At 44.8% G+C, this 24,206-nt stretch carries 25 protein-coding genes and 1 other annotated feature; of the genes, 3 read left to right on the plus strand and 22 right to left on the minus strand.

Annotated features, from left to right (window positions below; genetic code table 11):
• The 16 genes from KVG29_RS00005 to KVG29_RS00075 form a co-directional block, all read right to left on the minus strand.
• On the minus strand, window positions 1-296 hold a 296-nt coding region (locus KVG29_RS00005; RefSeq protein WP_252225589.1), incomplete at its 3' end, for a DUF4277 domain-containing protein.
• Between the two features lie 201 nt (window positions 297-497).
• Window positions 498-2,807 (minus strand): helix-turn-helix domain-containing protein, encoded by a 2,310-nt coding sequence (locus tag KVG29_RS00010; protein WP_252225880.1) that lies wholly within the window; start codon window positions 2,805-2,807, stop codon window positions 498-500.
• A 137-nt stretch (window positions 2,808-2,944) separates the two neighbouring features.
• A complete protein-coding gene (locus KVG29_RS00015; protein ID WP_252225882.1) occupies window positions 2,945-3,412 on the minus strand; it encodes a 2-thiouracil desulfurase family protein in 468 nt (155 codons plus the stop codon).
• Between the two features lie 19 nt (window positions 3,413-3,431).
• Window positions 3,432-5,816 (minus strand): endonuclease MutS2, encoded by a 2,385-nt coding sequence (locus tag KVG29_RS00020; RefSeq protein WP_252225590.1) that lies wholly within the window; start codon window positions 5,814-5,816, stop codon window positions 3,432-3,434.
• 97 nt (window positions 5,817-5,913) lie between these two features.
• Window positions 5,914-6,042, minus strand: coding sequence for a hypothetical protein (locus KVG29_RS12325; protein WP_276576315.1), 129 nt, complete (start codon window positions 6,040-6,042; stop codon window positions 5,914-5,916).
• Window positions 6,043-6,075: 33 nt separating this feature from the next.
• Window positions 6,076-6,405: a cell division protein ZapA gene (locus KVG29_RS00025; RefSeq protein ID WP_252225591.1), complete on the minus strand. Its 330-nt coding sequence runs from the start codon at window positions 6,403-6,405 to the stop codon at window positions 6,076-6,078.
• Window positions 6,406-6,503: 98 nt separating this feature from the next.
• Complete coding sequence (pheT, locus tag KVG29_RS00030) at window positions 6,504-8,897, minus strand: phenylalanine--tRNA ligase subunit beta (RefSeq protein WP_252225592.1); 2,394 nt, start codon at window positions 8,895-8,897, stop codon at window positions 6,504-6,506.
• Window positions 8,898-8,912: 15 nt separating this feature from the next.
• On the minus strand, window positions 8,913-9,932 hold the full coding sequence (pheS, locus tag KVG29_RS00035; protein ID WP_252225594.1) for a phenylalanine--tRNA ligase subunit alpha: 1,020 nt from the start codon (window positions 9,930-9,932) through the stop codon (window positions 8,913-8,915).
• 55 nt (window positions 9,933-9,987) lie between these two features.
• Window positions 9,988-10,218, minus strand: a binding site (T-box leader).
• Window positions 10,219-10,226: 8 nt separating this feature from the next.
• Window positions 10,227-10,325: a YqzL family protein gene (locus KVG29_RS00040; protein ID WP_252225595.1), complete on the minus strand. Its 99-nt coding sequence runs from the start codon at window positions 10,323-10,325 to the stop codon at window positions 10,227-10,229.
• 61 nt (window positions 10,326-10,386) lie between these two features.
• Window positions 10,387-11,193, minus strand: coding sequence for a TrmH family RNA methyltransferase (locus KVG29_RS00045; protein ID WP_252225596.1), 807 nt, complete (start codon window positions 11,191-11,193; stop codon window positions 10,387-10,389).
• A 14-nt stretch (window positions 11,194-11,207) separates the two neighbouring features.
• Window positions 11,208-11,867, minus strand: coding sequence for a potassium channel family protein (locus KVG29_RS00050; protein ID WP_252225597.1), 660 nt, complete (start codon window positions 11,865-11,867; stop codon window positions 11,208-11,210).
• 15 nt (window positions 11,868-11,882) lie between these two features.
• Window positions 11,883-13,223, minus strand: a complete 1,341-nt coding sequence (locus tag KVG29_RS00055; RefSeq protein WP_252225884.1) for a TrkH family potassium uptake protein — start codon at window positions 13,221-13,223, stop codon at window positions 11,883-11,885.
• Between the two features lie 190 nt (window positions 13,224-13,413).
• On the minus strand, window positions 13,414-13,773 hold the full coding sequence (rplT, locus tag KVG29_RS00060; protein ID WP_025746911.1) for a 50S ribosomal protein L20: 360 nt from the start codon (window positions 13,771-13,773) through the stop codon (window positions 13,414-13,416).
• 21 nt (window positions 13,774-13,794) lie between these two features.
• The gene (gene rpmI, locus KVG29_RS00065; RefSeq protein WP_025746912.1) at window positions 13,795-13,992 is read right to left on the minus strand and encodes a 50S ribosomal protein L35; all 198 of its coding nucleotides are present in this window, start codon (window positions 13,990-13,992) and stop codon (window positions 13,795-13,797) included.
• 63 nt (window positions 13,993-14,055) lie between these two features.
• Complete coding sequence (infC, locus tag KVG29_RS00070; protein WP_025746913.1) at window positions 14,056-14,574, minus strand: translation initiation factor IF-3; 519 nt, start codon at window positions 14,572-14,574, stop codon at window positions 14,056-14,058.
• Between the two features lie 12 nt (window positions 14,575-14,586).
• A complete protein-coding gene (locus tag KVG29_RS00075) occupies window positions 14,587-14,739 on the minus strand; it encodes a hypothetical protein (protein WP_252225598.1) in 153 nt (50 codons plus the stop codon).
• Between the two features lie 138 nt (window positions 14,740-14,877).
• Here KVG29_RS00075 and KVG29_RS00080 point away from each other — a divergent pair, with 138 nt between their 5' ends.
• Together KVG29_RS00080 and KVG29_RS00085 are read left to right on the plus strand one after the other, a co-directional pair.
• Window positions 14,878-16,188 (plus strand): putative DNA modification/repair radical SAM protein, encoded by a 1,311-nt coding sequence (locus KVG29_RS00080; protein ID WP_252225599.1) that lies wholly within the window; start codon window positions 14,878-14,880, stop codon window positions 16,186-16,188.
• Between the two features lie 2 nt (window positions 16,189-16,190).
• Entirely contained in the window at window positions 16,191-16,946 is a 756-nt protein-coding gene (locus KVG29_RS00085) for a TIGR03915 family putative DNA repair protein (RefSeq protein WP_252225600.1), read from the plus strand.
• 96 nt (window positions 16,947-17,042) lie between these two features.
• Here KVG29_RS00085 and KVG29_RS12330 read toward each other — a convergent pair whose 3' ends face one another.
• The 5 genes from KVG29_RS12330 to KVG29_RS00120 all read right to left on the minus strand — a co-directional run bounded on the left by KVG29_RS12330 (window position 17,043) and on the right by KVG29_RS00120 (window position 21,982).
• Window positions 17,043-18,302 carry a C40 family peptidase gene (locus KVG29_RS12330; RefSeq protein WP_338084601.1) on the minus strand — a complete coding sequence of 420 codons (1,260 nt, stop codon included), beginning with the start codon at window positions 18,300-18,302 and terminating at the stop codon, window positions 17,043-17,045.
• A gap of 194 nt (window positions 18,303-18,496) precedes the next feature.
• Window positions 18,497-19,186: a metallophosphoesterase gene (locus KVG29_RS00105; protein ID WP_252225601.1), complete on the minus strand. Its 690-nt coding sequence runs from the start codon at window positions 19,184-19,186 to the stop codon at window positions 18,497-18,499.
• A 13-nt stretch (window positions 19,187-19,199) separates the two neighbouring features.
• Entirely contained in the window at window positions 19,200-19,859 is a 660-nt protein-coding gene (locus tag KVG29_RS00110; RefSeq protein ID WP_252225602.1) for an adenylate kinase, read from the minus strand.
• Window positions 19,860-19,970: 111 nt separating this feature from the next.
• Complete coding sequence (locus KVG29_RS00115; RefSeq protein ID WP_252225603.1) at window positions 19,971-21,260, minus strand: ABC transporter permease; 1,290 nt, start codon at window positions 21,258-21,260, stop codon at window positions 19,971-19,973.
• Window positions 21,257-21,982 (minus strand): ABC transporter ATP-binding protein, encoded by a 726-nt coding sequence (locus KVG29_RS00120; protein WP_252225604.1) that lies wholly within the window; start codon window positions 21,980-21,982, stop codon window positions 21,257-21,259. Before KVG29_RS00120 ends, KVG29_RS00115 begins: the two co-directional genes overlap by 4 nt.
• A gap of 294 nt (window positions 21,983-22,276) precedes the next feature.
• Here KVG29_RS00120 and KVG29_RS00125 point away from each other — a divergent pair, with 294 nt between their 5' ends.
• On the plus strand, window positions 22,277-22,978 hold the full coding sequence (locus KVG29_RS00125; protein ID WP_252225605.1) for a phosphatase PAP2 family protein: 702 nt from the start codon (window positions 22,277-22,279) through the stop codon (window positions 22,976-22,978).
• Between the two features lie 99 nt (window positions 22,979-23,077).
• Here the strand turns inward: KVG29_RS00125 and KVG29_RS00130 are convergent, their stop codons facing one another.
• Window positions 23,078-24,133, minus strand: a complete 1,056-nt coding sequence (locus KVG29_RS00130) for a class II aldolase/adducin family protein (RefSeq protein ID WP_252225606.1) — start codon at window positions 24,131-24,133, stop codon at window positions 23,078-23,080.
• Window positions 24,134-24,206: the final 73 nt, after the last annotated feature.

A 24,206-nucleotide genomic window follows, 5' to 3' on the forward strand; every position in this document is an offset into this window, starting at 1 on the left:
CGAGCAAATGCGTCATCGTTTAATTGTTCCACTGTAATATCGCTACCCTCTAACATGTATTCAAGCTTTTGTTTCCTCCAGTATTCTTCAATTTTCCATAAAGGCTGTCTCCTGTGCATTATGGTTACCACCAATACTTCTATTAAAAATCCCGGTGAAATCTGGGAATTATCCGGTCTCCATTCTACCATATCGTTGACAGTTTCCGCTATTTTTGCAATACGGCACATCTCAAACAATACTGGTATACTGGAGGCATTGTATGCCACAATATTCTTAACATCATTTATATCCATTCACAATCACCCCTGCATCTTTCTACAGGGGATATATATTCGACAAAAAATCCAAAAATCCTTTTGGTAATATATGTAATTTAATTACCTGTTTTTGACATGCGGAGACTCGGTTAAAAATAAAAAATGGCTTGCTTAAAGAACAAGCCATTTTTATATACAGATTAACATGACAAAATCTCAAAATATTATAAATTCTACTCAACTACTTTTAAACTTTCTATATTCTCCAGGAGTAACTCCTTCCATTTTTTTAAATATTCTTGCAAACGTCTGATCGCTGTTATACCCCACAGTTGACGCTATCTCTTTCACAGAGAGTTCAGAATTAAGCAATAGCTTTTTTGCTTCTTCCATCCTTAACTTATTGATAAATTCAACAATGTTTTCTCCAATTCTGTTCTTAAACACTTTCCTAACATGAGAATAACTGAGCCCCACAAAATCCGCCACCTCTTGTATTCCTATGTCTTTCTTATAATTCTTTTCTATAAAATCTACTATTTTCTTCACAGTCTCATTTTCCTGCCTTTCATACGCCTCAAGAAAGTCTATTATAGCCTTATACATCTTGACAAGCCAAGTCTCTATTTCATCCAATGTCTCCTTATGAGAAAGTTCACTATAAATATTAAAATCACGGCCGAAGACTTCATTCATATCTAACTTAAGCTCGGTAAGACATTTCACTATGGTATTTCCTACAAGCTGATTTATGACCAACAAAATATTATCGCAAGATATATCCCGTTTTCCTTTTAGTTCGCTTATCAACTCAGTCACAGTTCTTCTAATTCCATCTATATCCCTGCATTTTAATTGATTTATTAGGTTCTTTTCGGCAGTATGTGGATAATAATAGCTGTAATTTCCAAATCCCTCATCCCATAAAATAATACTTCCATTTCCGAGGACCAATCTCCATTTGAGCGCTTGTTTTGCTTCCGAGTATGATACGTGTACTTTTGATATCCCTTTATAACATCTCCCGATTCCTACAGACACAGTGAAATCCAATATCTTGCCAATCTCGCTCTGCACTTCACGGAAATATCTTCTTAAATCCTCATATATTTTATACACTCGGTCATCACTTACGTTGATGATAAATGCGATTTCTCCACCATCCAAATTAACACCCTCACACAGGTAATCCATTTCCATAACCTGTTTTACAATATTTACTATCAACATCTTTAAATAATATCGTCTTTCCACTTCATATTTATTTGCAAAATCATAATACCTATCTATCACCACAGAAACGCATATAAAATGTTGGTGCTTAAAGTATTCATCAAATAACCCATCATTTTCAATATTTCCATAGGAATAATTAGCGTTTAATAAATTGTTCAAATAAGCCTGCTTGATGTTCACCTTATTCTGGACTAACTGATTTGAAAGTGATTCAAAAGCTCTCCTCAATATCGTCAGTTCATCCTTACTCTCATAAATATCTATTCCTTTATTGAGTTTAATATCTTGAATCAATTTAGTTATTGGGCTGGATAACTTTCTCGATATTAAATAAACGCTCAATATGCTTAGTAATGCTATTAGCACAGAAGAATAAATAACCCTTGTACGCAAGCTATCAATTCTACTTACCAAAGGCTCCAAAGAAAAAACGCCTACATAAATCCAGTTGTCATTAATGGACTTATAATACGAGATTAAAATATCCTTTTGCTCCATCTTACTAATAAAGTATCCATCCGTTGCATCGCTCTTTAATATTTTATCTATATAACCTACACGGAAAATATTATACCCCACATAACTCTTATCTACATGGGTCACAACATTACCATCGCTATCAATTATAAAAATATAACCCTCTTTGTTTATATCATCAGTATTGATAAGTTGTGATAACGCGTCTTCTTTTATATTTATCACAAGTGCTCCTTGTAAGGCGCTGGTATAAGGAGTCAAAGGAAAAACATATGTTACAATATAGCTATAATCAGGATAAACTGCACCATCATATCTCTCGAGGAACATAGTATCTATCCAACCCAAAGGTTTTCTCTCATTTTTATATTCACTATAGGCTTTGAACCAACCTGTATCCCTTATATCGTCATTAAACACCAATCCTTGGTTGCTGGTCAAGCAAAGTTCCAAGTCCTCTATATATAAATATATTGATTCATACCTTATATTAGCATTAACTACTTCCAAAATCGACTTTTGTGCATTCGAAAGCTTTATTAAAGATTGACTATCAAAAGCCAGCTTATTATCTTTTTTTAAATTCTTTAGCTCCACAAGAGCACTTATTGAATTACTGGCTGCCAGCCTTACAATATCTTTTCGAACGGCATTTTTAAACTCTGTCATAATCTTCTCTGCTACTTTCAATTTACCTATATAATTTCTGCCAATTTCTTCTTTTGAACTATTTATTACCACTTGTTCGTATATCAAAATATAGACTACCGTTATTACCACCAATAATATCGTAAACGAAATAAACAATTTAATAAAAAAAGACTGGTCCTTCATCAAAAAACGATCCTCCCGTACATTCTTGCTTGGTTACTTTAAGCTTTTCAATGATATTTTTATCTATAGTCTTATATTACTTCATTTTACACATAGTTTCAAGATACTTTATACCGAGGTAACAAGTGTATAATAGACTATATATTTAATAAGCATGCTGGTTCAATCTCCTCCTCCGTCATCACCTCAATCCCATTGTCGATAAGCAGCTGGGCGGTAACGCCGTTGCCCTCTACCAGCTTGCCCTTAAATGTCCCATCATATACCAGCCCTTTACCGCAGGAAGGGCTTTTTGATTTCAGGATAGCGCACATAATTCCCATCTCCTGGCAAAACTTTAGAACCTCGCTGGCGCCCCTTACGAAATTTTCGGTGACATCAGCGCCATCATTCCTTATCACTGAGGCTTTACCCTGCAAAACATCGCGGGCGCTGCCGCCTTTTATCTCTGCAGGCATCCTGGGCGTGGGCAGGCCACCCAGCTGTTCGGGGCACAGCGGAATGGCCTTGCCCTGTCTTACAAGTTCTTTGATGAGGGGAATGCCGTTATTCCCTCCATCGTATTTGCAGCATATCCCTGCCAGACACGCGCTTACCAAAATCATCCCGTTCACCCGGCCCCCTTTATTTGAGCTCGACTATGGTAACCCCACCCTCACCCTCGCCGTACTTCCCAAGGCGAAAAGAGTTTACATGGGGGTGATGGCGCAGGTACTGATGGATTCCTTCCCTTAGAGCACCCGTACCCTTGCCGTGGATAATGGTTACCTGCTTTAAGCCCGCTAAAAAAGCGTCATCCAGATACTTGTCAACGTTCAGCAATGCCTCGTCCACCGTCTGACCCCTTAAGTCTATCTCGGGAGAAACGGCTGTCATTCTGGGCGAAGGCTTCTTTGCAGACATAACGGCAGTTGCTGCATCATCGCCCTCGTCAACCCTTCTTATATCCGACAGCTTGACCGCTACCTTCATTATGCCTACTTGAACCGTAATCTCTCCATTATCATCTGGGAGAGTGAGTACTTGTCCCTTTTGCCCCAGTGTGCTTATATACACCGTCTCTCCCAGGCGAACCTCCTTAACCGGTTCATGATACTTATAGGACGGTCTAACCTCTTTAACAAGTTCATCGTCCAGCCTGTCCAGGCTTTGCTTCAACTTCATCCTGTATTGCTCGATGGCCCTGTTGCGTTCCTTTTCAGCGGCCACCTGCGACAGCCTGTTCAATTCCTTGATGATTTGATCAGCCTCTTCCTTAGCCTGCCGTAGTATCATCCTGGCCTCTTCTCTTGCCTTTCGAAGTATCTGCTGGCGTGCCGACTCAAGCTCAGACTCCTTTTCGGCAAGCCTCTGCCTTTCTCTCTCTATTTCCCTTAAATATCTTACTGCCTTTTCTCGTTCCTCTCTTGCCTTAGTCCTGTTATATTCCAAGTCAGAAATCAAATCCTCAAACCGGATGTCCTCCTGCGTCAAGAATTCCCTGGCCTTTTCAACGATATCCTCTTTAAGTCCCAGCCTCTTCGATATCTGAAAGGCGTTGCTTTTGCCCGGTACCCCTATAAGCAGGCGGAATGTGGGGCTTAATGTCTCTACGTCAAACTCCATTGAAGCGTTCTCCATCCCCGGCTGCATCATGGCAAAAGCTTTCAGCTGGCTGTAGTGCGTTGTGGCGAGGGTTTTAGCACCGCTGTTGTGCAAAAATTCAAGGATGGCCATGGCGAGAGCAGCGCCTTCGGTAGGATCAGTACCGGCTCCCAGCTCATCTAGCAGCACCAGGGAATCGCTGTCCACGTTGTCAACAATCGATACAATATTTACCATATGAGACGAAAAAGTGCTAAGGTTCTGCTCTATGCTCTGCTCGTCTCCTATATCGGCAAAAACCTTCTGAAATATACCTATTTCGGTACCGTAATCGGCTGGCAAGCAAAGGCCAGCCTGTGCCATTAGCACAAACAGTCCCACCGTCTTGAGGGTCACGGTTTTACCGCCTGTATTGGGGCCGGTGATCACCAAGGTATTAAAATCATACCCTAAATTAAGGCTTATAGGCACGACCTCGTGATCGGGTATCAACGGATGCCTGCCGTTTACGATATTGACCTTCCCGCCGTCTACAATCCTGGGGACCACGCCTCTCATCGAATGCCCCAATTTCCCCTTAGCAAAGATGAAGTCAAGCCGGCTTAGGATTTCGAATGAACTGCTTATGTCTTCCCTGACTTTCCAGACTTCCTCGGTCAACCTGGCCAAAATGCGCTCTATCTCCTGCTCCTCTTTGAGCATCCATTCCTTAAGCTTGTTGTTGGCCTCTACCACCGGCATGGGCTCAATGAACAATGTGGCCCCGCTGGCCGACTGGTCATGTACCAGCCCGGGCACGCTGGAGCGATACTCCTGCTTTACCGGGATGACGTACCTACCGTTCCTTATAGTAACGATGGGCTCCTGAAGGAATTTCTGGTACTGCGGGGATTGTATATAGCCGTTTAAAAGTTCCTTTATTTTCTCCTGACACCGCACTATGTTGCGGCGGATGCTGTGAAGCTCAGAGCTGGCACTGTCTGATACCCGTCCATCAGGCTCTATGCACCTGAATATTTCGTTCGTCAACTCGTTGTGAGGTTTTAGCTGATATACCAAATTGGGGATGACGTTAATCCCGGCATCATTTAAGCCATCCTTGCTCTTAAAGACCTCTTTAAGGCTGGCGCACGTCCTAAGCACGCGCCCTATCTCCAGCAGTTCTTCCGGACTCAATATCGCCCTTTTCTCAACCCTTCTCAAATGGCTGCGAATGTCAGGAAACTCCCCTAAAGGCGACATCCCGTATTTAACCATTATCTTTAAAGCCTCTTCGGTCTCCACCAGAGCCGAAATTACTTTATCCCTGTCCCTGTAAGGAAGTAAATTTTGTACCATTTCACGCCCAGGCGCTGATACGGTATGGCCGCTAAGCATATCTATAATCTTATCATATTCCAGCACACGAAAGGTTCTCTCGTTCACAATTCCTTCCCTCGATTTCAGAATTTATTTACCGTGAAAATTACAAATTAAAGCGTCACTGATTTCCACACCCATTTTCAAATAGCGCTTTAATACATTATACCACAGCAGCAATTTTAAATTCTACAGTTTGAACAATGCCGCCCATTATAGCCTTTGAAGTTTTGCCGCACTGCAGCAAAACCAAACAAAAAGCAGCCCGAAGGCTGCTTTTTATAACCCACATCGCTTATACAACACTCAATATCAACATAACCCGTTAGCGTCGCGCCCTGCGCGAAACGTCGTAAACGGCAGAAGCGTTTGAAATGTCATTTCGTCCATCTTCTTCCAGTAAGGAGTGCAGGACGCTTATTTCCCTCTGAAGCTTTTCGACCTTTTGCTGAAGCTTGAGGACTTCATCCGCCAGGTTTATGGCCGTCAGCATGGCCAACATAGTGGTGCTGAGATTGGGCTGCCGCTGTCTGATCTCCTCCATCTTCTTGTCGACATAAATGGCCACCTTGTGGATGTACTCCTCAGACTCCATGCTCTTTATGGCATATTCACGACCGCCGATCCTGACCACGGTTTTCGTCTTTTCCACCATGGATCACATCTCCGTTCCCCCGCTATCCTGGGTACTATTATACAACACCTGCCATATTTAAACAAGCGTTTTGTCGAATTTTTGTGATCACTCGGGTTTTAACGCAATCTTGCTCCCAGCCTCTGCTCCAGGCCTTTCACAATACCATCGTGCAGGGAATTCACCTCTTCATCCGTCAAGGTTCTGTCGGCGGCGCGATAGCTCAAAGAATATGCCATGCTCTTATAGCCTTCAGGTATTTGGATACCCTCATACACATCAAAGAGCTCCACTTTTTCGAGAAGCTGCCCTCCATGCTCTCTTATACAGCTCTCGACCTGAGCGGCCAGCACTTCTTTCTTGACCACAAGCGCCAGGTCTCGCTCAACAGCTGGATATTTGGGAAGAGGCCTGTATCTTCGTTCCTCCTTTGCACAATCAAGCAACGCGTCAAGTTCCAGCTCGGCCACCAGGACCCTTTCTTCAAGCTGATAGTTTTCAGCCACCTTTGGATGTATCTCGCCAAGTATGCCTGTCTCCTTGCCGCCCAGCTTCACAAGAGCCGTCCTTCCCGGGTGGAAGGTCGGATGAACGTGGGGTACAAATTCAGCCTCAGCCAGCAATCCCAGTTCATTAAGCAGCACTTCAACTTTACCTTTCAGGTCATAGTAATCAATATCCGGCCCGTACTCTGCAATGGTCAAAAGCGGCTTTTCCTCCGGCAAATCCTCCAGTGGCAGCGACTTGGGCAAAAAAGCCGGCCCTATCTCAAATATCTGGCACCTCTCTATCCCCCTGTTACGGTTGCGCGAAAGCACCTCCAGGAGGCTCGGAATAAGCGTGGTGCGCATTATACTCTGGTCCTCGCCCAAGGGATTTAAGATTCTGACCGTTTCCGGGATGAGCTGCGGATCGGCAATGCCGAGGGATTCGTAAACCTTTGGGCTGGTAAACGAGTAGGTGACCACCTCGTAAAGGCCGGTGCCCACCAGCACATCCTTTACCCTGTCCATAAGCTTTTGCCGCCTGGTCTTTCTACCCCGGCTTACGGTGCCTTCCATCAAGGTCATGGGTATATTATTGTAGCCGTAAATACGTGCCACTTCTTCGGCTATATCGGCTACACCCTCTATATCCTGCCTGAACGACGGAACCTCTATGCGCATGTATTCGCCCTTTATCTCAACCTTGAATTCCAGCCTGCCTAAAATTTCGGCCATCTCATCAGCCGACAGGTTGAGGCCCAGCAGACTGTTTACCCTCTTCCAGGGTATCTCCAGAATTCGCTTTTCCAGAGAGCCATGGCAGACATCTATCACTCCCTCTACCACCGTCCCTGCACCCAGCTCCTGAATAAGCTGCACAGCACGGTCTAAAGCCATTCTTGCATTGTGTATATCCAAACCCTTTTCAAACCTGAGGGATGCCTCGCTGCGAATCCCAAGTGCCTTTGCCGTCTTCCTTATGCTTTCCCTGCCAAACAGCGCGCTTTCCAGCAAAATGTTCTTTGTCCCATCGGTAATCTCGGTATTGGCTCCACCCATGACCCCTGCCAGGCCTATGGGCTTCTCTATGTCTGCTATAACCAGCATATCCGAACTCAGTAGTCTCTCCTTGTCATCCAGTGTGACCAGTTTTTCGCCCTCGCGGGCCCTACGCACCACAATGGTCCTGCCCGCCACCTTATCCAGGTCAAAGGCGTGCATGGGCTGACCCATCTCCAGCATGACGTAATTGGTTATGTCGACGATGTTGTTGATGGGTCGAACTCCTGCAGAGGCTAGCCTGCGCTGCATCCACCTCGGCGATGGCCCCACCTTGACATCCTTCACCACCCGTGCACAATACCTGGGACACAGGTAAGGGTCCTCTACCAGAACCTTGGCCTCGGCGTTGACATCTCCAACGCCCGGCTTTACCTCTATATACGGCAGTATAAAGAAGGAATTCAAAGCCACCGATGCTTCGCGGGCTATGCCTATGACGCTCAGACAATCCGGACGGTTGGAAGTGATCTCAAACTCCAGCACATGGTCATCCAATCCCAATGCTTCCTTTATATCCATCCCCAGAGGGTATTCTTCCTGCAAAATCAATATGCCGTCTACTTCTGCTCCCGGGTAGTCCTCATCGGTAAGCCCCAGCTCCTCACCTGAACACAACATTCCGTACGACTCAACACCCCGCAACGTGGTGGTAGTTATCTTATGTCCGCCAGGCAGTGTAGCGCCGTCCAACGCCACCGGTACAAGCTGCCCCTCCTTCACGTTTGGAGCGCCGGTCACTATTTGCAGCTTGCATTTTCCAACGTCAACTACGCATACAACCAGCTTGTCGGCGTTGGGGTGGGGACGTATCTCAAGTATCCTTCCCACCACCACGTTGCTTATGCCTTCGCCCAGCCTGGTTATGCCCTCAACCTTTGTCCCCGTCATGGTCAGACGGTGCGCCAGCTGTTCAATGGGTACATCTATCTTTACATACTCTTTCAGCCACTTAAGCGGTACTAACATCTATCTCTACCTCCTTTAAAACTGCTCCAGGAAACGTATGTCGTTTTCAAACAACAGCCTTATATCATCTATCCCGTATTTCAGATTTGTTATGCGATCAAGGCCCATGCCAAATGCAAAACCGCTGTATTTCTCAGGGTCAATCCCTCCATACTTTAATACCTTTGGATGCACCATGCCGGCACCCAGAATTTCGATCCAGCCAGTATACGAACACACGCGACATCCCTTACCTCCGCATGTAGTACAGCTTACATCCATTTCAGCGCTGGGCTCGGTAAACGGAAAATGATGCGGTCTGAACTGCGTCTTGGTCTGGGGGCCAAACATCTCCTTGGCAAATACGTCCAGCACACCCTTTAAATCGCCCATGGTGATATTTTTGTCAATTACAAGCCCTTCCACCTGATGGAAGATGGGAGAGTGAGTTGCATCCACCGCGTCCGACCTATAAACCCTGCCAGGTACTATGATTTTTATAGGCGGCTTCTGCCTCTCCATCACGCGAATCTGCGTGGGCGAGGTATGGGTGCGCAAAAGTATGTTCTCCGTAATGTAGAAGGTATCCTGCGTATCCCGTGCAGGATGGTTCTTGGGAATATTGAGGGCTTCGAAGTTGTAATAATCCCATTCAACCTCTGGGCCTTCAGCAATCTCAAAGCCCATCCCCAGGAAGATATCCTTGATCTCATTTAACACTATATTCAGAGGATGCAACTTTCCGCGGTAATGGCGCCTACCCGGCATGGTAACGTCGATCACTTCTTCCCTCAGCCGTTGATTGAGCGTCTCCTCTTCAAGCACCTTCATCTTCTTTTCAATTTCCTCTTCAAGATAAGCCCTTATCTGATTGGCAAGCTGGCCGATTTGGGGCCTTTCCTCAGCAGAGAGTTTCCCCATCCCCCTCAAAATCTGGGTTAACTTGCCTTTTTTGCCCAGATACTCCACGCGAAAATTCGATAAATCTTGAAGGTTATCTATACGCGCAAGAGCTTGCTCAGCTTCCTTTCTAATCTGCTCCAACTCGGCTTTCATCCATAGCTCTCTCCTTTCATCGATATCATCATATATTGAAAAAGCCTTCGCCCAAGCATGGGACGAAGGCTTGATAAGCCACGTGGTACCACCCAATTTCGTTTCGGTAGGAAACGAAACCTCTTTTAACGATAACGGGTTAAACCCGGCAAGGCCTACTGCCATTTCAGCCCCCAGCTCAGGAGCGAACTTCTACCCTCGCCTTTATAGGGGCGCTTTCAGCCCATGGCGTCCCCCTCTCTGTATAAAGATGCTCGGGTGTACTCCTCTCCATCATTGCCTTTATCCATTCCATTAAAGCATTATGAGCTCCTTATAAAGCATATAAGCATTTATGGAACCCGTCTTTTCAAAAATTTTCCATATTATATCGGCCAGCCTCACCGGTCCCATCTCCTTTGCCGGGCTTTCTTAGGCTAATTATACCATATGCACCGCGTGGATTCAAGGAAATTCAAGGCGCTATTTGCTTTGATTTGCGCAGCACCTCGTATATCAGTATACCTGCAGCCACCGAAGCATTAAGGGATTCAGTACCACCCCGCATGGGTATCTTTACCAGTGAGGAAGCAAACCCGCATATTTCCTGGCGAACGCCTTCCGATTCATTGCCAATAACGACAGCTATTTTATCATAGCCCCCCGGCCATTCAAAGAGATTGGAACCGTGCAGATGGCTAACCAGTATATGTGCCTTGGCTTCCAGAAGCCTGTTGAAAAAATCGATGTGGTCATCCACCTCGTAAAGGGGTACGCGGAATATCGAACCCATGGTGGAGCGCACAACCTTTGGATTATAGGGATCCGCACACCCTTTAAGCAGAACAACGCCATCCCCGCCTGCAGCATCCAATGTCCTTATGATGGTGCCTAGGTTTCCAGGGTCCCTTATCTGGTCCAAAACCGCTATGAAAAACGAAGGCCTACACAGCAATTGTTCAAGGCGATATTCCTTTTTATTTACAACAGCCATGAGTCCCTGTGGCGTCTGGGTATCGCTGATACTCGAAAACAACCTGTCCTCCACAATTAAGACCCTCAAGCTGTCTACACCCACATTCAGCTGCTCTTTAAACCCTGACCAATCAAATCCCCGTGCTACCACCAAAGCCCAAATGCTTTCACCCTGTTCCACTGCCTCCTTCACCATCTTAACCCCTTCAACCAAATACTGCCCGTAAATATCCCTGTACTTCTTATGATGAAGCATTTTAACACGCTTGATAGAAATGTTGTGTGGACTGGTGATGTACTCTTCCAAGTCTACTACACCCTTTACTCCTGTGTTTTATCTTCCAACCTTTTTATGTGGTCATTCCTGCCAATGGCCACCAAAACATCACCTTCATTGATAACATCCTCGCCCTTAGGTGATACCAGCACATCTTCGCCGCGCTTTATAGCCACAATATTGAGACCGTACACAACCCTCATATTGATCTGCTTTAGCGATTTCCCAATCCATTCGGGGATGGCTGTAAGCTCCACTAGGCTATAGTCAGATGCCAGTTCAATATAGTCGATTATATTGGTTGACGCCAAATGATGTGCTATCTTAATCCCCATATCCCTTTCGGGGAATATCACTTTATCAACCCCTATTTTGTACAACACTTTGGCATGGAGGTCATTCTGCGCTTTCCCCACTACAAACTTGACCCCTATTTCTTTACACAGCAGTGTGATCATTATGCTGGACTGTATGTCGTCTCCTATCGAAACCACAACAGCATCGAAATTCCTTATACCCAGCGATTTTAATGTTTCCTCATCAGTAGCATCGGCCTGTACAGCATGTGTCACACAGTCAGCTATCTCCTGTACCCTATCATGATTCTTATCAACAGCAAGGACCTCATGCCCCAGTGCACACAGAGTTTTTGCAACGCTTGAGCCAAAACGCCCTATACCAATGACAGCAAACTGTTTCTTCATAGCAACTCCTCCCTTTTAACCCACCATTACCTTACCTTCAGGATATTTCACATTGCCTGTATCGCTTGCCATCCTCTTTGCAAAAGCCAGCGTCAGCGTCAAAGGCCCTACCCTACCCGCAAACATCGTCATGATGATAAATATTTTACTGATATCACTTAAATTAGAGTTATTGAATGTCGCCAGCCCCACCGTTCCCAAGGCAGAGGCCGTCTCAAAAAGCACATCAACCAGCGGATAGGGTTCCAGCAACGACAATACCATGCTGACGCTGACCAACAGAATGAAGCTTATAACCGCTATCGCCAGTGCCCTGTTTACAATGGCATAAGAAATCCTCCTGCCAAAAACCTCTACATCACGCCTGCCTTTGATCACGCTGAGCACAGCAAGCAAAATCACGCTGGCAGTAGTAGTCTTGATTCCTCCGCCTGTACCCGCAGGCGAAGCACCGATAAACATCAGGATGATTGTCATAAACTTTGACGCGTTTGTGAGGGAAGCCTGATCAATTGTATTAAAGCCAGCGGTTCTGGGGGTCACAGATTGGAATAATGCCCCAAGGATTTTGCCTCTCCAATTTTGGCTGCCCAGCGTAGCAGGGTTGTTGAACTCTACAATAAAAAAGAACAGGGCGCCCATGGTGATCAAAGCAGCAGTAACGCACACAACCAGCTTTGTGTGCAATGACCATTTTCTGAAATGCCTATTCCTGTAAATATCCAGCAGGACAGAAAAGCCAAGCCCTCCACACACGATCAAACCCATTATTGTAAAATTGACAATAAAATCATCAGTGAAGTCAGTAAAACTCCTGTATCCTCCCATGAGGTCAAAGCCTGCATTGCAGAAAGCTGAAATGGCGTGGAATACGCTAAAATACAATCCTTCACCCCAGCCGTACATGGGCACAAACCGCAGGGCAAGAATTAAAGCTCCAATTCCCTCTATAAGGAAAGTAATGCCGATTATATTTCTAGTTAAACGCACAACGCCCTGCAGCTTAAACTCATTAAGAGCTTCCTGAATTACAAGTCTTTCCCTTAAGGTGATTCGCTTCCCCAAAAGCAGAAATACCATGGTAGCCATGGTCATAAAGCCCAAACCGCCCATTTGAATAAGAGTAATTATGACCAACTGGCCAAACAGGCTCAAGTCATCACCAGTATCCACCACCACAAGGCCGGTAACGCACACCGCTGAAGTGGCCTCAAATAGGGCATTTAGAAAACCTATGCTTTCCCCTGTGCTGGAAGCTACCGGCAGAGTGAGAAGCAAAGCACCCACTATGATCATGGAAGCAAAGCCGAGCACTAAAACCTGTGTCGGCAAAAGCCTTATAGTCCTTTTAGCCATATTTTCACTCAACGAATTTACCCTCCTATTCCAGCTCCACAACTCGCTGCTTACTCACGCTGTATTTTCTCACTCAAATTCGCCTTTTGAGCTCAAAACAAAATGAATTTCCACCAAACTTATGCAAAAATGAACAAAGACCTCATTTATAATGAGGCCTTTTCTCTCTACTACTGGTAGCTGCTTGAATTTACGCATGCAGCTTTTCTTTAGCAATGTTGACCAGCTGAGCAAATCCGTTGGCATCGTTGACAGCCATATCCGCCAGTATCTTTCTATCTATCTGAATCCCCGCCTTGCGCAGGCCGTTTATGAATCGGCTATAGCTCAAGCCGTTTTGCCTTGCCGCCGCGTTGATCCTGGCAATCCACAACTTGCGAAAATCTCTTTTCTTCAGCCTTCTCCCAACATATGCATATGCCAGCGCCTTCATCACTGCCTGATTGGCTGCTCTGAACTGCCTGCTCTTGGCGCCATAATACCCCTTTGCAAGCTTCAATATCTTCTTGTGCTTCTTCCTTGCATTAAGCGCTTTCTTTACCCTAGCCATAATACACCCTCCTTTACTGCCTTATTTATACGGAATCAGCTGCTTTATTTTCTTTGCCTCAACAGCCGCAACGTAAGTAGCTCTTCTCAGGTTTCTCTTTCTCTTTGGCGACTTTTTGGTAAGCAAATGGCTCTTAAATGCCTTAGCCCTCTTTACCTTCCCACTTTTTGTCAGGCGGAATCTCTTGGCTGCCCCGCGATGGGTTTTAATTTTAGGCATTGTTTATTCCTCCTCTCAGTGCTTTATCCGTGTTTACTGTTTCGCTGTCATCAATTTCTGCAATCACGCCTTTGGCGCCAGTACCATAATCATGTGATTGCCTTCCAGTGTGGGTTTGCGCTCCATCACAGCTTCCACCGTAAGCATGGACACAAATTTCTCCATAACTTCGTACCCTACCTCAGGGTGAGCCATCTCTCTCCCTCTAAACCTTATGGTCACCTTCACCTTGTCTCCCGCCTTCAAAAACTTGTCGGCGTTCCTGGCCTTAACCCCCAGGTCATGGTCCTCTATGGAAGCCGACAGGCGTATCTCCTTTACGTTGATGACCTTCTGGTTTTTACGGGCCTCCTTCTCCTTCTTGGCCATTTCAAACAAGTATTTGCCATAATCCATGATCTTGCAAACGGGTGGATTGGCCTTGGGAGCTATCTTGACCAGGTCAAGCTGCCTCTCCTCGGCAAGCCTGAGCGCCTTCTCAATGGGCATAATGCCCAGCTGCTCACCCGTCTCGCTGATCACCCTGACCTCTCTGTCCTTGATCTGCTCGTTAACCAATAACTCTTTTTTATTGATATTCATTCACCCCCGAATTTAATAAAACAAAAGAGCGGGCACACATCTACCCACTCTCATCTCCATAGCGCAGCGCCACACACTACACCCTTTAACCGCCATATTGACCTTCCTGGCTGCCCTCTCGCGCCGGAAGGTGAGAAGTGGATAGCTTCTACTTGATGGCAACATAAAGTTTAACACAAAAGCTCGTACTTTGTCAAACATTTTGATGAAAATTTTTAAAAGACACAACCCAAACATATGTTTGCAATGTAAACCAAAATATGATAAAATTTATTCACACGGTATAGCGGGAGGTCCTCCATCATGGATTTACATACAAAGTTAAAGATTCTAGGTGCGGCTGCCAAATACGATGTATCCTGCTCATCCAGCGGAAGCTCCCGACGGAACAGGCCCGGTGGGTTGGGCAATGCCAGCCTGCCCGGAATTTGCCACAGCTGGTCGGATGACGGGCGGTGCATATCCCTGCTTAAGATACTGTTTACAAATCGCTGCGCCTTCAATTGCCTGTACTGCGTAAACCGTGCGACAGCTGATGTCCCACGCGCCACATTCACGCCGGACGAAGTGGCCCAGCTTACCATAAATTTCTACAAGAGGAATTACATCGAAGGGCTATTTTTAAGCTCGGCTGTGTACAAAAACCCAAATTATACCATGGAGCTTTTGATTACCACTGTAAGGAAGCTGCGAAATGAATATCACTTCAACGGATACATACATTTAAAGGCCATTCCGGGCGCAGACCCATTGCTCATAGCCGAAGCGGGCAAATACGTGGATCGCATGAGCGTCAATATTGAGCTTCCGTCTAGCCAGGGACTTCAGTTGCTGGCACCGCAGAAAAACAGAGACGCGATTATCAAACCCATGGGGTTTATTCACTCCAAAATACTTCAGGCAAGGGAAGAGCGAAAACTATATAAAAACGCCCCCCTTTTTGTCCCTGCCGGCCAGACTACGCAGCTCATAGTGGGAGCAACGCCCGACAATGACTTAAGGATACTAAGGCTATCCGAAAGCCTCTATAAGCGTTTCTCTTTAAAAAGGGTCTACTACTCGGCCTATGTGCCTGTGACTCAACATCCAAACCTGCCGGCCATTGCCAGCCCTCCCCTTATGCGAGAACATCGCCTTTACCAAGCCGACTGGCTCCTGAGGTTCTATGGCTTTAAGGCCGATGAGCTGCTGGATGAAAATCAACCGCTATTGGATATCGAGATTGACCCAAAATCGGCTTGGGCGCTCAGAAACCTCCACCTCTTCCCCGTGGAGGTCAACCGTGCCGATTATGAGATGCTGCTTAGAGTCCCGGGAATCGGGGTTCGCTCTGCTAAGCGCATAATTGCAGCAAGGCGCTACAGCTCCATTGACTTTGAAACCCTGAAGCGCTTTGGCGTGGTGCTCAAAAGGGCGCGCCACTTCATAACCTGCCGTGGCAAGTTCTACGGCGAGAGAAACATAAACGAATCAGCCCTGTATCAGATGCTCAAACCTGCTTCAACCCAACAAAAAGCCATAAGTTCGACAGGTGAACAGCTGACCTTCTCGTCCCTTTACCCCCATGTGTTCCAGCCCGAAGATGTTTACACGGTCATAACGGGAGAGATGTGAGGGTGGTCTATTACATATACGACGGTAGTTTTGAGGGGCTGCTAACAGCCATATACGAAGCGTATTACCGGCGGGAAACGCCCGAAAAAATCCTGAGCAGCGATAATGTCCAGAACAGCCTGTTTATAAAATATGTACACATAAACACCGACCAAGAAAAGGCACAAAGGGTGTATGACGCCATAGTGCAAAAGATATCCCCTTCGGCGGCCAAAAACGCGCTGTACGCCTTTCTTTCGGAGGCCCAGGACGCAGGAACGGCCATATACAGGTATCTAAAGCTTGGCTGGAAGATGGGCAAAAGCGTTGATTTGGCATTGGCAGAACCGCATGTCTTCCGCGTTCATGCCCTGCGTAAAAAGGTAAGCCAGGAAGCAGGAAAGATGCTTGGACTGGTACGCTTCCAGCTGCTCAAAAGCGGAGTATATTATGCCCCCATTGAACCCGATTTTAACATTTTGGGCATAATAGCACCCCATTTTAAAAGGCGCATGCCAAACCAGGATTGGATAATACATGACGTAAAGAGAAAGCTGGCTGCTTTCTATAGCCAAGGCCAATACGCGATTGTGCCTTTTGAGTTCAAAGGAGCCCTTCCCTTGGACGATGAAGAATTTGACTACCAAACCCTGTGGAAGGAGTACTTCCAAAATATTGCCATCAAGAGCAGGATCAACCTACGGCTCCAGCGACAGTTCATGCCCGTCCGTTACTGGAAATATTTAATTGAAACGCCGGGCACACAAGCCAAACCATAACCCCGAAATTCTCGAAATCTTTTAGAAAATATAAAAAGCAAAAAAGCAGGCCACAGTCATAAACCGTAGCCCGCCTTTTTTTCGGATTGTTCTTGTTTAATTCAGTACTCTCAATCCCCATTTAAATCTCTGCTGATAATAACCTGAATCCAGCTTATCGATTCTAACATTTCCTGCTGCTGAGGAGGCGTGGATAAACTCACCGCCGTCTATATATATCCCAACATGATACCTAGTCTGCGTCGATGTGCTGGTATCGAAAAACACCAGATCGCCCTTGTTGAGCTGCTGTCGTGATAGCCTGGCAAAACTAGAATCATTACCCTGGTCCCAGGCTGTCCGTTTAAGGGAAATGCCAAAATGCCTGTACACAAAAGTAGTAAAACCGGAACAGTCAAATGAATCCGGGCCAGAGGCACCATACACATAAGGTTTGCCTATGTACTTCTTCGCAAAAGCTACAATCTCATCGGCCTTTGACTCAGGTGATGGTCCACCCACTGCTGCATCGCCCGTGACCACGTCTGAGCTGTATAGCTTAGCAATGGTGCTCTTTCCTACAATGCCGTCAGCTATAAGCCTATTGGCCTTTTGGAATACCTTTACAGCATTAAGGGTAGCAAGACCGAATATGCCATCAGCCTTTCCACAGTTAAACTTCAGCTCGTTCAATCGCCTTTGCAAAACCGCCACGTCTTCTCCTCTATCGCCCAGCCGCAACGTCCTCGAAATGCCAGCACCTCTGCTCGGCTCTTCATCAGGCAAACTTGCCGGTGGATTTTCCCCTGTAGAAACACCATTGTCGAACAGCACTGCCAACGTCTTAGGCCCAACGATGCCATCCGCTACCAAGCCATTCTTCTTTTGGAATGCCACTACAGCGGCGTAAGTAGTAGGGCCAAATATCCCATCGGCTTTCCCACAGTTGAACTTAAGCTGGTTTAGCCGGTTCTGAAGAATTGTTACATCTTGACCTCTATCCCCAAGCCTCAACGTCCTTGATATGGTCGCACTTCTGCCGGACTGCTCATCAGAAGAATTACCTCCCGTAAAAGATTCACTGCCATAGAGAGCGTTCAAAGTTTTCGGCCCGGCAATGCCATCTACAACCAACCCCTTTGCCCTTTGGAAAGCCATAACAGCCGCTCTGGTTAGGGGACCAAATATCCCATCGGCCTTACCTGAAAGAAAGCCCTGCTCTATCAAAGCCTGCTGCATCTTTTTGACTTCTGCTCCCCTGCTCCCCATCTTAAGCAACGTTCCCTGAGCATGTACATCTCCTGGAAAAACCAATACTGCTAAGATAAAGACAAAAGTAAATGCAGTACAGAACAAGCGCACCGTACCTCTTAACACGCGGTTCACCCCCTTCTTTCCCTAATTACTATTATATACCTTGTCCACATTGACCTCAAATCTCGACAATCTTGCTGTCGAGGGGTGTAACCGCAAATTCTTAAAATATTACAAAAATATTACATATTTTTTATATATACTTAATATTTATACAATAGCCCATGTCAAAACTCTTCAGATCCGAAAATAATAGCTTATCTTTCCATTATAAGTTTAAGGTCAAAGTCTAAATAGTCACATGAGACTAGGTGATACGTAATACCATCTATATATCCTTCTACCACGTTGTTTAAACTTGCGCCGTGCAGATGGCCAAACACCACGTGGTTTACAGGATACTGTCTGATCAGCCTAGCTATCTCATTCTCGTTGCCCCTCTCGTCAAAAGGCGGATAATGAAGCAACACCACGATTTCCTGGGCATCTCTCACGCTATCCAGTGACAATTTCAGCCTGTGCAATTCTCTATTGAATATCTTGATATCATGTTGAATATCTTCTCGTCCCTCCAGGATTGCCCATCCCCTGGTACCGCAAAACGCAATCCCGTCGATAACGACGCTATCATTCTGTATGGCAAACACATTATCGGGTAGCATTTTTCTTACCCGCGATATAGAAGACCACCAGTAATCGTGGTTCCCCCTTATTATGATCTTTCGTCCAGGCAGCCGCCCTATGCTGTCTAAATCGGGTTTAGCTTCCTCCAGCTTCATGGCCCAGCTTATATCGCCAGGAATGAGAACCACGTCTTCAGCTCCCACTTTATTTATCCAGTTGTTCTTTATCCTCCCCCAGTGCTGAAACCAGTGCTCACCGAACACATCCATGGGTTTGGGATTGGCTTCCGATAGGTGAAGGTCACCGATAGCAAAAATTTTCATTTGCCTTTGCCCCTTACTGCGCCAGCCCCCTTTTGGCCAGCTCGGAAATTATCTGCTGATGCACTTCTTCGGGAGTGGTATCAGCATCATCCACAGTCAAATTTATGTAAGCGCAGTCCGAATCAAGATAATATTCTTTTACACCAGCCGTCTTCTCGTTATACTCCTTGAACCGCTTCATTATGACTTCTTCGTTATCATCTTCTCTTGTTACCAGCTGCACTTTACAGTCAGGGCACTCTACATATCTCTGCTTTATATGAAACACCCTCTTACAATCAGGACAAACCCTTCTCCCCAACAACCTCTGTAAAAGCACATCCTGCGCCACATTAAAATCAAGCACCACGTCAACCCTTTTGTTCATCGAATTCAGCATTTTATCCAACGCCTGTGCCTGAGCAACAGTCCTGGGAAACCCGTCAAATATTATCCCCTTTGCATTTCCGAGTTTTTTTATTGCATCCTCCACTACCGCGTTTACAACCTCATCCGACACCAGTTTCCCTTGCTTGACAATTTGCAGCTCATCATACAGGGGATGATCAGGGTCCTGCAAAATTTGGCGAAACAAATCCCCCGTAGACAATTGTGCCAGATCAAAACGTTCAGCAAGAAGCTGCCCTTGCGTTCCTTTTCCACTACCCGGTGGGCCAAGCAATACGATGTTCACCATCATTCCTCCTTTTTTGCTGCGACAGATTTTATCTACTCTGTTGCTTATTATTCCTTTTTTAAAATTTTTCATTATCTCATACAAATACGACCAAAAGAAGTCTCCGCTTCAACTATTTTTTGCAAATCCTTTTTTACCAAATCTTAACTTCATAGTCAATACTCTATCTGTAGAAAATATCCTGCCGCAGATAAATATCAAAATTATAAAAACAGCCAGCATATAGAGTATACCATAAAACACCACAGCATAGTTCCCAAGGAGTATGTTCTGTGATGCTATAAAGGGATGGCTAAATGGTATAAGCATAATTAAAATCTTGACCGGCAAGGACAGAGAATTAATATCTGAAAACAGGGATATGAAGTACGGAATCATTACAAGAAAAATCAGGGGCAATATCATTGTCTGAGCACTCTTTAAGTCTTCTACCATAACTCCCAAAATGATGGTCAACCCTAGGGCGCACAGTATTGCTAAAAATATTGATATACCCAAAACCACATAATCTCCCGAGGTAAACTGAAGCCCTAGCTTTTGCATGAGCTCATTCAACTGGCCACTTTCTTGAATATTCCCCATAAATCCGCCCATATAATACCTAAAGCCCAGCATGTATATCCCTGCAGAGATCAAACCTACCAAAGCCGAAGCCGCCATTTTAGCAATCACTATCTGGTTTCTGCTTATAGGAACAGTAAGAAGAGTTTCCAAAGTTTTATCCTGTTTCTCCATCGCCATGGCCGATAATACCATCTGAGAGGAGAATACGATTATCATCATCAAAATAACGGGGATGAATATTGACTGGGAATAGACAATGTTGCTGACCTCTGCTGCTGAACCTTCGGCCATTATATCCTTTACCACAACAAAGTCCCTGCTTTTAATCGGATTCTTTATATCCTCTGGATTAAAGTCAGGAAAATTTGTCTTTAAAAAATTGTTTGAAAGGAGTTTGTTTATCTCAGAAATTACCTGATCAACTATTGCGGCATTTGCCGAACTGGTCATGGAAAAGCTACGGATAAAGGAGTAGGCCTCTATCTCCTTAAACTGGAATTTCGATGCCGCTTCACTAAAACCCTCAGGAATTACTATCAGCAAACTTATATTGCTGTTTTTAGCATATTCTATAGCCTCTGCTTTGTCTTTTTTCTCCAAAAGATTTACTTTAAAACCCGCATAAGATAAACCATCCAGCAGTGCTTTAGATTCTTGTGAATTATCCAAATTAAAAACATGTATATCTCGTTTTTCCTCCGCCTTTTGCACTTCAGACTGAACAATATTTCCTATAAAATAAAACATTCCAATGGTAAAAACCAAAGAAACGATAAGCTGAAACGTAATGAGCTCTTTGACTTCTTTTTTGAGTAAATTGGTAAATTTTCTCATTGCACCAACCTCCTGAATACTTCTTCCAGATTATCTGCAGAATATTTTTCTTTGAGAGCCTTGGGCTCACCAATTTCTAGAATGTGCCCTTTGTCTATAATTGCAACCCTGTCGGATAGAAAATCTATCTCCAGCATGTTATGAGAGGAAAGAAGTACTGAAACCCCTTCTTCTACAAATCCTCTTATTACTTCCCTTATCTCTAAAGAATTAATGACATCCAGCCCGGATGTAGGTTCATCTAGTATAGCAAGCTTGGGCTTGGTCATAAGCGCCCTTGCCAAAAGGAGCTTCCTTGTCATGCCTTTACTGTAAGTTCCCACTTTATCCTTTAACCTGTCTTTAAAGCCCACGATTTTTATTGCCCTTTCAATGTACATATCCACATCTTGGGGCTTTTCAGCATAGAAGTTTGCCATAAATTTTAGATAATCCAGCCCTGTAAGATTCTTATATGCCCCCGCCTCCTCGGGAAGATAGGTAATCCCCTGCCTTATTTTGTCTGGATTCTTTCTCAAATCAAAGCCCATGAATTCCACGCTGCCATCGGTAGGCGTAAGAAGGGTTGCTACAATTCTGAGAGTCGTGGTCTTACCGGCGCCGTTAGGACCAATCAGAGCAAAAATCTCACCTTTTTTCACCTCAAAGCTAACTCCCTTTAGTGCCTCAAATTTCCCGTAATTTTTTCTTAAGTTGTTTGCTCTAAGAATTATATTATCCAAAATATCCATCTCCCCACCTTAGGATTTTGTTACACATTTATTATTCTTAACTTCAGCCAAAAGATCCCAGTAATTCTAAAAATTGTATGTTAAAAACTCAATTTAGCAATATCTTGAGATTAAGTCAATGAAGTCGATTAAATTCTACCAGAAAATCACATACAGTACAATCATTTTTTGCAAGAACAAATCTTAATAGAATCTTAAGATACACAGTATAAATTTCATAGTATAATATTAAAAGGAGGGTTTAAATAAGGCATTATTTTGACAAAAAGCAAGGAGGATTTACAAATGATGCAGTATAAGACGTTGAGAAAACACGAAATAAAAGCATTATTGTTGAAATACAAACATTTTGTACTGGTATCGCTTTATGGGTTTGCCCAGATATGGTTTCAATACTGCGAACGCACTGTGCGGCCGAAATACTTCATGTATTCGCCGCTTGACAACCACATACCTTTTGTTAAATATTTTGTAGTGCCTTATCTTTTCTGGTTTATATATATGGGTATTGGATTTCTATATCTGGGATTGGTATCTAAAAAGGATTTTTACCGGCTGTGCATTTACATGTTTGGTGGCATGTATCTGTGCTATGTCCTGTATCTCCTATTCCCCAACGGGCAGAATTTGAGGCCGACGATCACCGAAAACGACGTGTTTTCAAGAATCATAAAGCATATATACGCCACCGATACCCCTACCAACGTAGCTCCCAGCATCCATGTTTTTAACTCAATAGCGGTACACGTATCTTTAGTGAACTGTCCCGAATTTAGAAAAAAAAGGTGGATGAAGCTGGCATCACTCATATGCATGCTCACCATAAGCGCTTCTACCGTCTTGATAAAGCAGCATTCCATAAAGGACGTCATGTGGAGCATTGTGCTTGCCGTGGTATTTTATGTAGCCATATACCAGGTGCCAAAATGGCTGCCCTGCAAAAGCGTGGTCTCCATCAACGTCAAAGAAGTTTCATCGCTGAAATAATAAAAACTCAGCATATCGAGCATACATGCATCACAACTTGATTCTAAAACGCCCATGCCGGGCGCACATATAAAAAATAGGGGCTTTAAAGCCCTATTTTTATTTTGCTTCGCTCACCATCTTCTTCCTGTACTTTTCTGCTCCCCAGTTCTTTATCCTGTTGATGTCCTCATCCGTCATTGGATTGAGCTCAAGCCCGTTTTTGAGTATGTGGTGCACAACATACAGATAAGCAGTTAAAGTCTCCTCAATGGTACTGGCTTCGGTATATCCGGCCTTGTACACCACTTCGCCTGTACAGGTATCTATATTGATCTTGTTATCGGTCCGGTCTATGGCCATCTGCTCATCGCCGAGATAGACTATCTGATCAGGATACAGCACCTTCTTGAAAAACTCCATGTTTACAGGATTGCCTTTGATAAAATCCCGCACAAAGTCTGTCCTGCTGATAAACTCTGAATCGCTCACCTTCTCCAACCTTATCTCGGGATAAGGTGCAGAAATATTGAAGTAATCCTTTATCATGTCATTTACCGTGGCATTAAGCCTTATACATTCCTGGGCATCATCCGCAGTTACAATTAGGCCATGGTTCTGCATGAATACCACCTGCGGAAATATGCTGTGCTCATCCATATAGCAGTCGATGATCCGCTTTATGCTCAAGGTCAAATGAAATCCTGGCATGGTGTAGGGAATCCAGACGCAATGCAAGCCTCTTTCCCTAAAAATTTTCTCCATCAGACTGTCTCCGCCCTTTGAGCAGCACAGGATATTGGCGTAAACAGGATGGGTATGAATGACGTATTTTTTAAGTATTGAGTGGAAGCCAGCCTCCACCGAGGGCCTTAAAGCCTTATATTCTTCCAGTTGCACGACATTCTGATTTACCAGGTCAGCCCCCACTTTTTCATAATCCACGTCGGGTATTATCTCGGCGGTATTGAAATATTCCGCAATATTACGGTAATTCACCACAGCAAATCCGTCATCTTCGGTCACCTGGTCCAGCCTGTAACCCGAGGCCTTAATGGCCATGAGCTCCTGATCGATCTTCACCGATGTGTTGCCACCGCCGCCCTGCACCACGTCAGGATGAACGCCCACCGCTTTTGATATCGTCTCTAATTCCCTCAATGCCTCTTTTAACAACGCTATCACTTCCTTTGCCTTTCATTTATCTCTCATTTAATGGCAAGTTTATTGTAGCAAAATCCTGGCAAAC

The sequence above is a fragment of the Caldicoprobacter algeriensis genome, assembly GCF_023838525.1.
GTDB lineage: Bacteria > Bacillota > Clostridia > Caldicoprobacterales > Caldicoprobacteraceae > Caldicoprobacter > Caldicoprobacter algeriensis.

What these genes read in the sequence shown, in the direction of transcription:
- KVG29_RS00010 (WP_252225880.1), bottom strand. Translation starts at nt 2,807, where the DNA reads ATGAAGGACCAGTCTTTTTTTATTAAATTGTTTATTTCGTTTACGATA.
- KVG29_RS00015 (WP_252225882.1), bottom strand. Translation starts at nt 3,412, where the DNA reads ATGATTTTGGTAAGCGCGTGTCTGGCAGGGATATGCTGCAAATACGAT.
- KVG29_RS12325 (WP_276576315.1), bottom strand. Translation starts at nt 6,042, where the DNA reads ATGTGGGTTATAAAAAGCAGCCTTCGGGCTGCTTTTTGTTTGGTTTTG.
- KVG29_RS00025 (WP_252225591.1), bottom strand. Translation starts at nt 6,405, where the DNA reads ATGGTGGAAAAGACGAAAACCGTGGTCAGGATCGGCGGTCGTGAATAT.
- pheT (WP_252225592.1), bottom strand. Translation starts at nt 8,897, where the DNA reads ATGTTAGTACCGCTTAAGTGGCTGAAAGAGTATGTAAAGATAGATGTA.
- pheS (WP_252225594.1), bottom strand. Translation starts at nt 9,932, where the DNA reads ATGAAAGCCGAGTTGGAGCAGATTAGAAAGGAAGCTGAGCAAGCTCTT.
- KVG29_RS00040 (WP_252225595.1), bottom strand. Translation starts at nt 10,325, where the DNA reads ATGGGACCGGTGAGGCTGGCCGATATAATATGGAAAATTTTTGAAAAG.
- KVG29_RS00050 (WP_252225597.1), bottom strand. Translation starts at nt 11,867, where the DNA reads ATGAAGAAACAGTTTGCTGTCATTGGTATAGGGCGTTTTGGCTCAAGC.
- KVG29_RS00055 (WP_252225884.1), bottom strand. Translation starts at nt 13,223, where the DNA reads ATGGCTAAAAGGACTATAAGGCTTTTGCCGACACAGGTTTTAGTGCTC.
- rplT (WP_025746911.1), bottom strand. Translation starts at nt 13,773, where the DNA reads ATGGCTAGGGTAAAGAAAGCGCTTAATGCAAGGAAGAAGCACAAGAAG.
- rpmI (WP_025746912.1), bottom strand. Translation starts at nt 13,992, where the DNA reads ATGCCTAAAATTAAAACCCATCGCGGGGCAGCCAAGAGATTCCGCCTG.
- infC (WP_025746913.1), bottom strand. Translation starts at nt 14,574, where the DNA reads ATGAATATCAATAAAAAAGAGTTATTGGTTAACGAGCAGATCAAGGAC.
- KVG29_RS00075 (WP_252225598.1), bottom strand. Translation starts at nt 14,739, where the DNA reads ATGTTGCCATCAAGTAGAAGCTATCCACTTCTCACCTTCCGGCGCGAG.
- KVG29_RS00080 (WP_252225599.1), top strand. Translation starts at nt 14,878, where the DNA reads ATGGATTTACATACAAAGTTAAAGATTCTAGGTGCGGCTGCCAAATAC.
- KVG29_RS00105 (WP_252225601.1), bottom strand. Translation starts at nt 19,186, where the DNA reads ATGAAAATTTTTGCTATCGGTGACCTTCACCTATCGGAAGCCAATCCC.
- KVG29_RS00115 (WP_252225603.1), bottom strand. Translation starts at nt 21,260, where the DNA reads ATGAGAAAATTTACCAATTTACTCAAAAAAGAAGTCAAAGAGCTCATT.
- KVG29_RS00125 (WP_252225605.1), top strand. Translation starts at nt 22,277, where the DNA reads ATGATGCAGTATAAGACGTTGAGAAAACACGAAATAAAAGCATTATTG.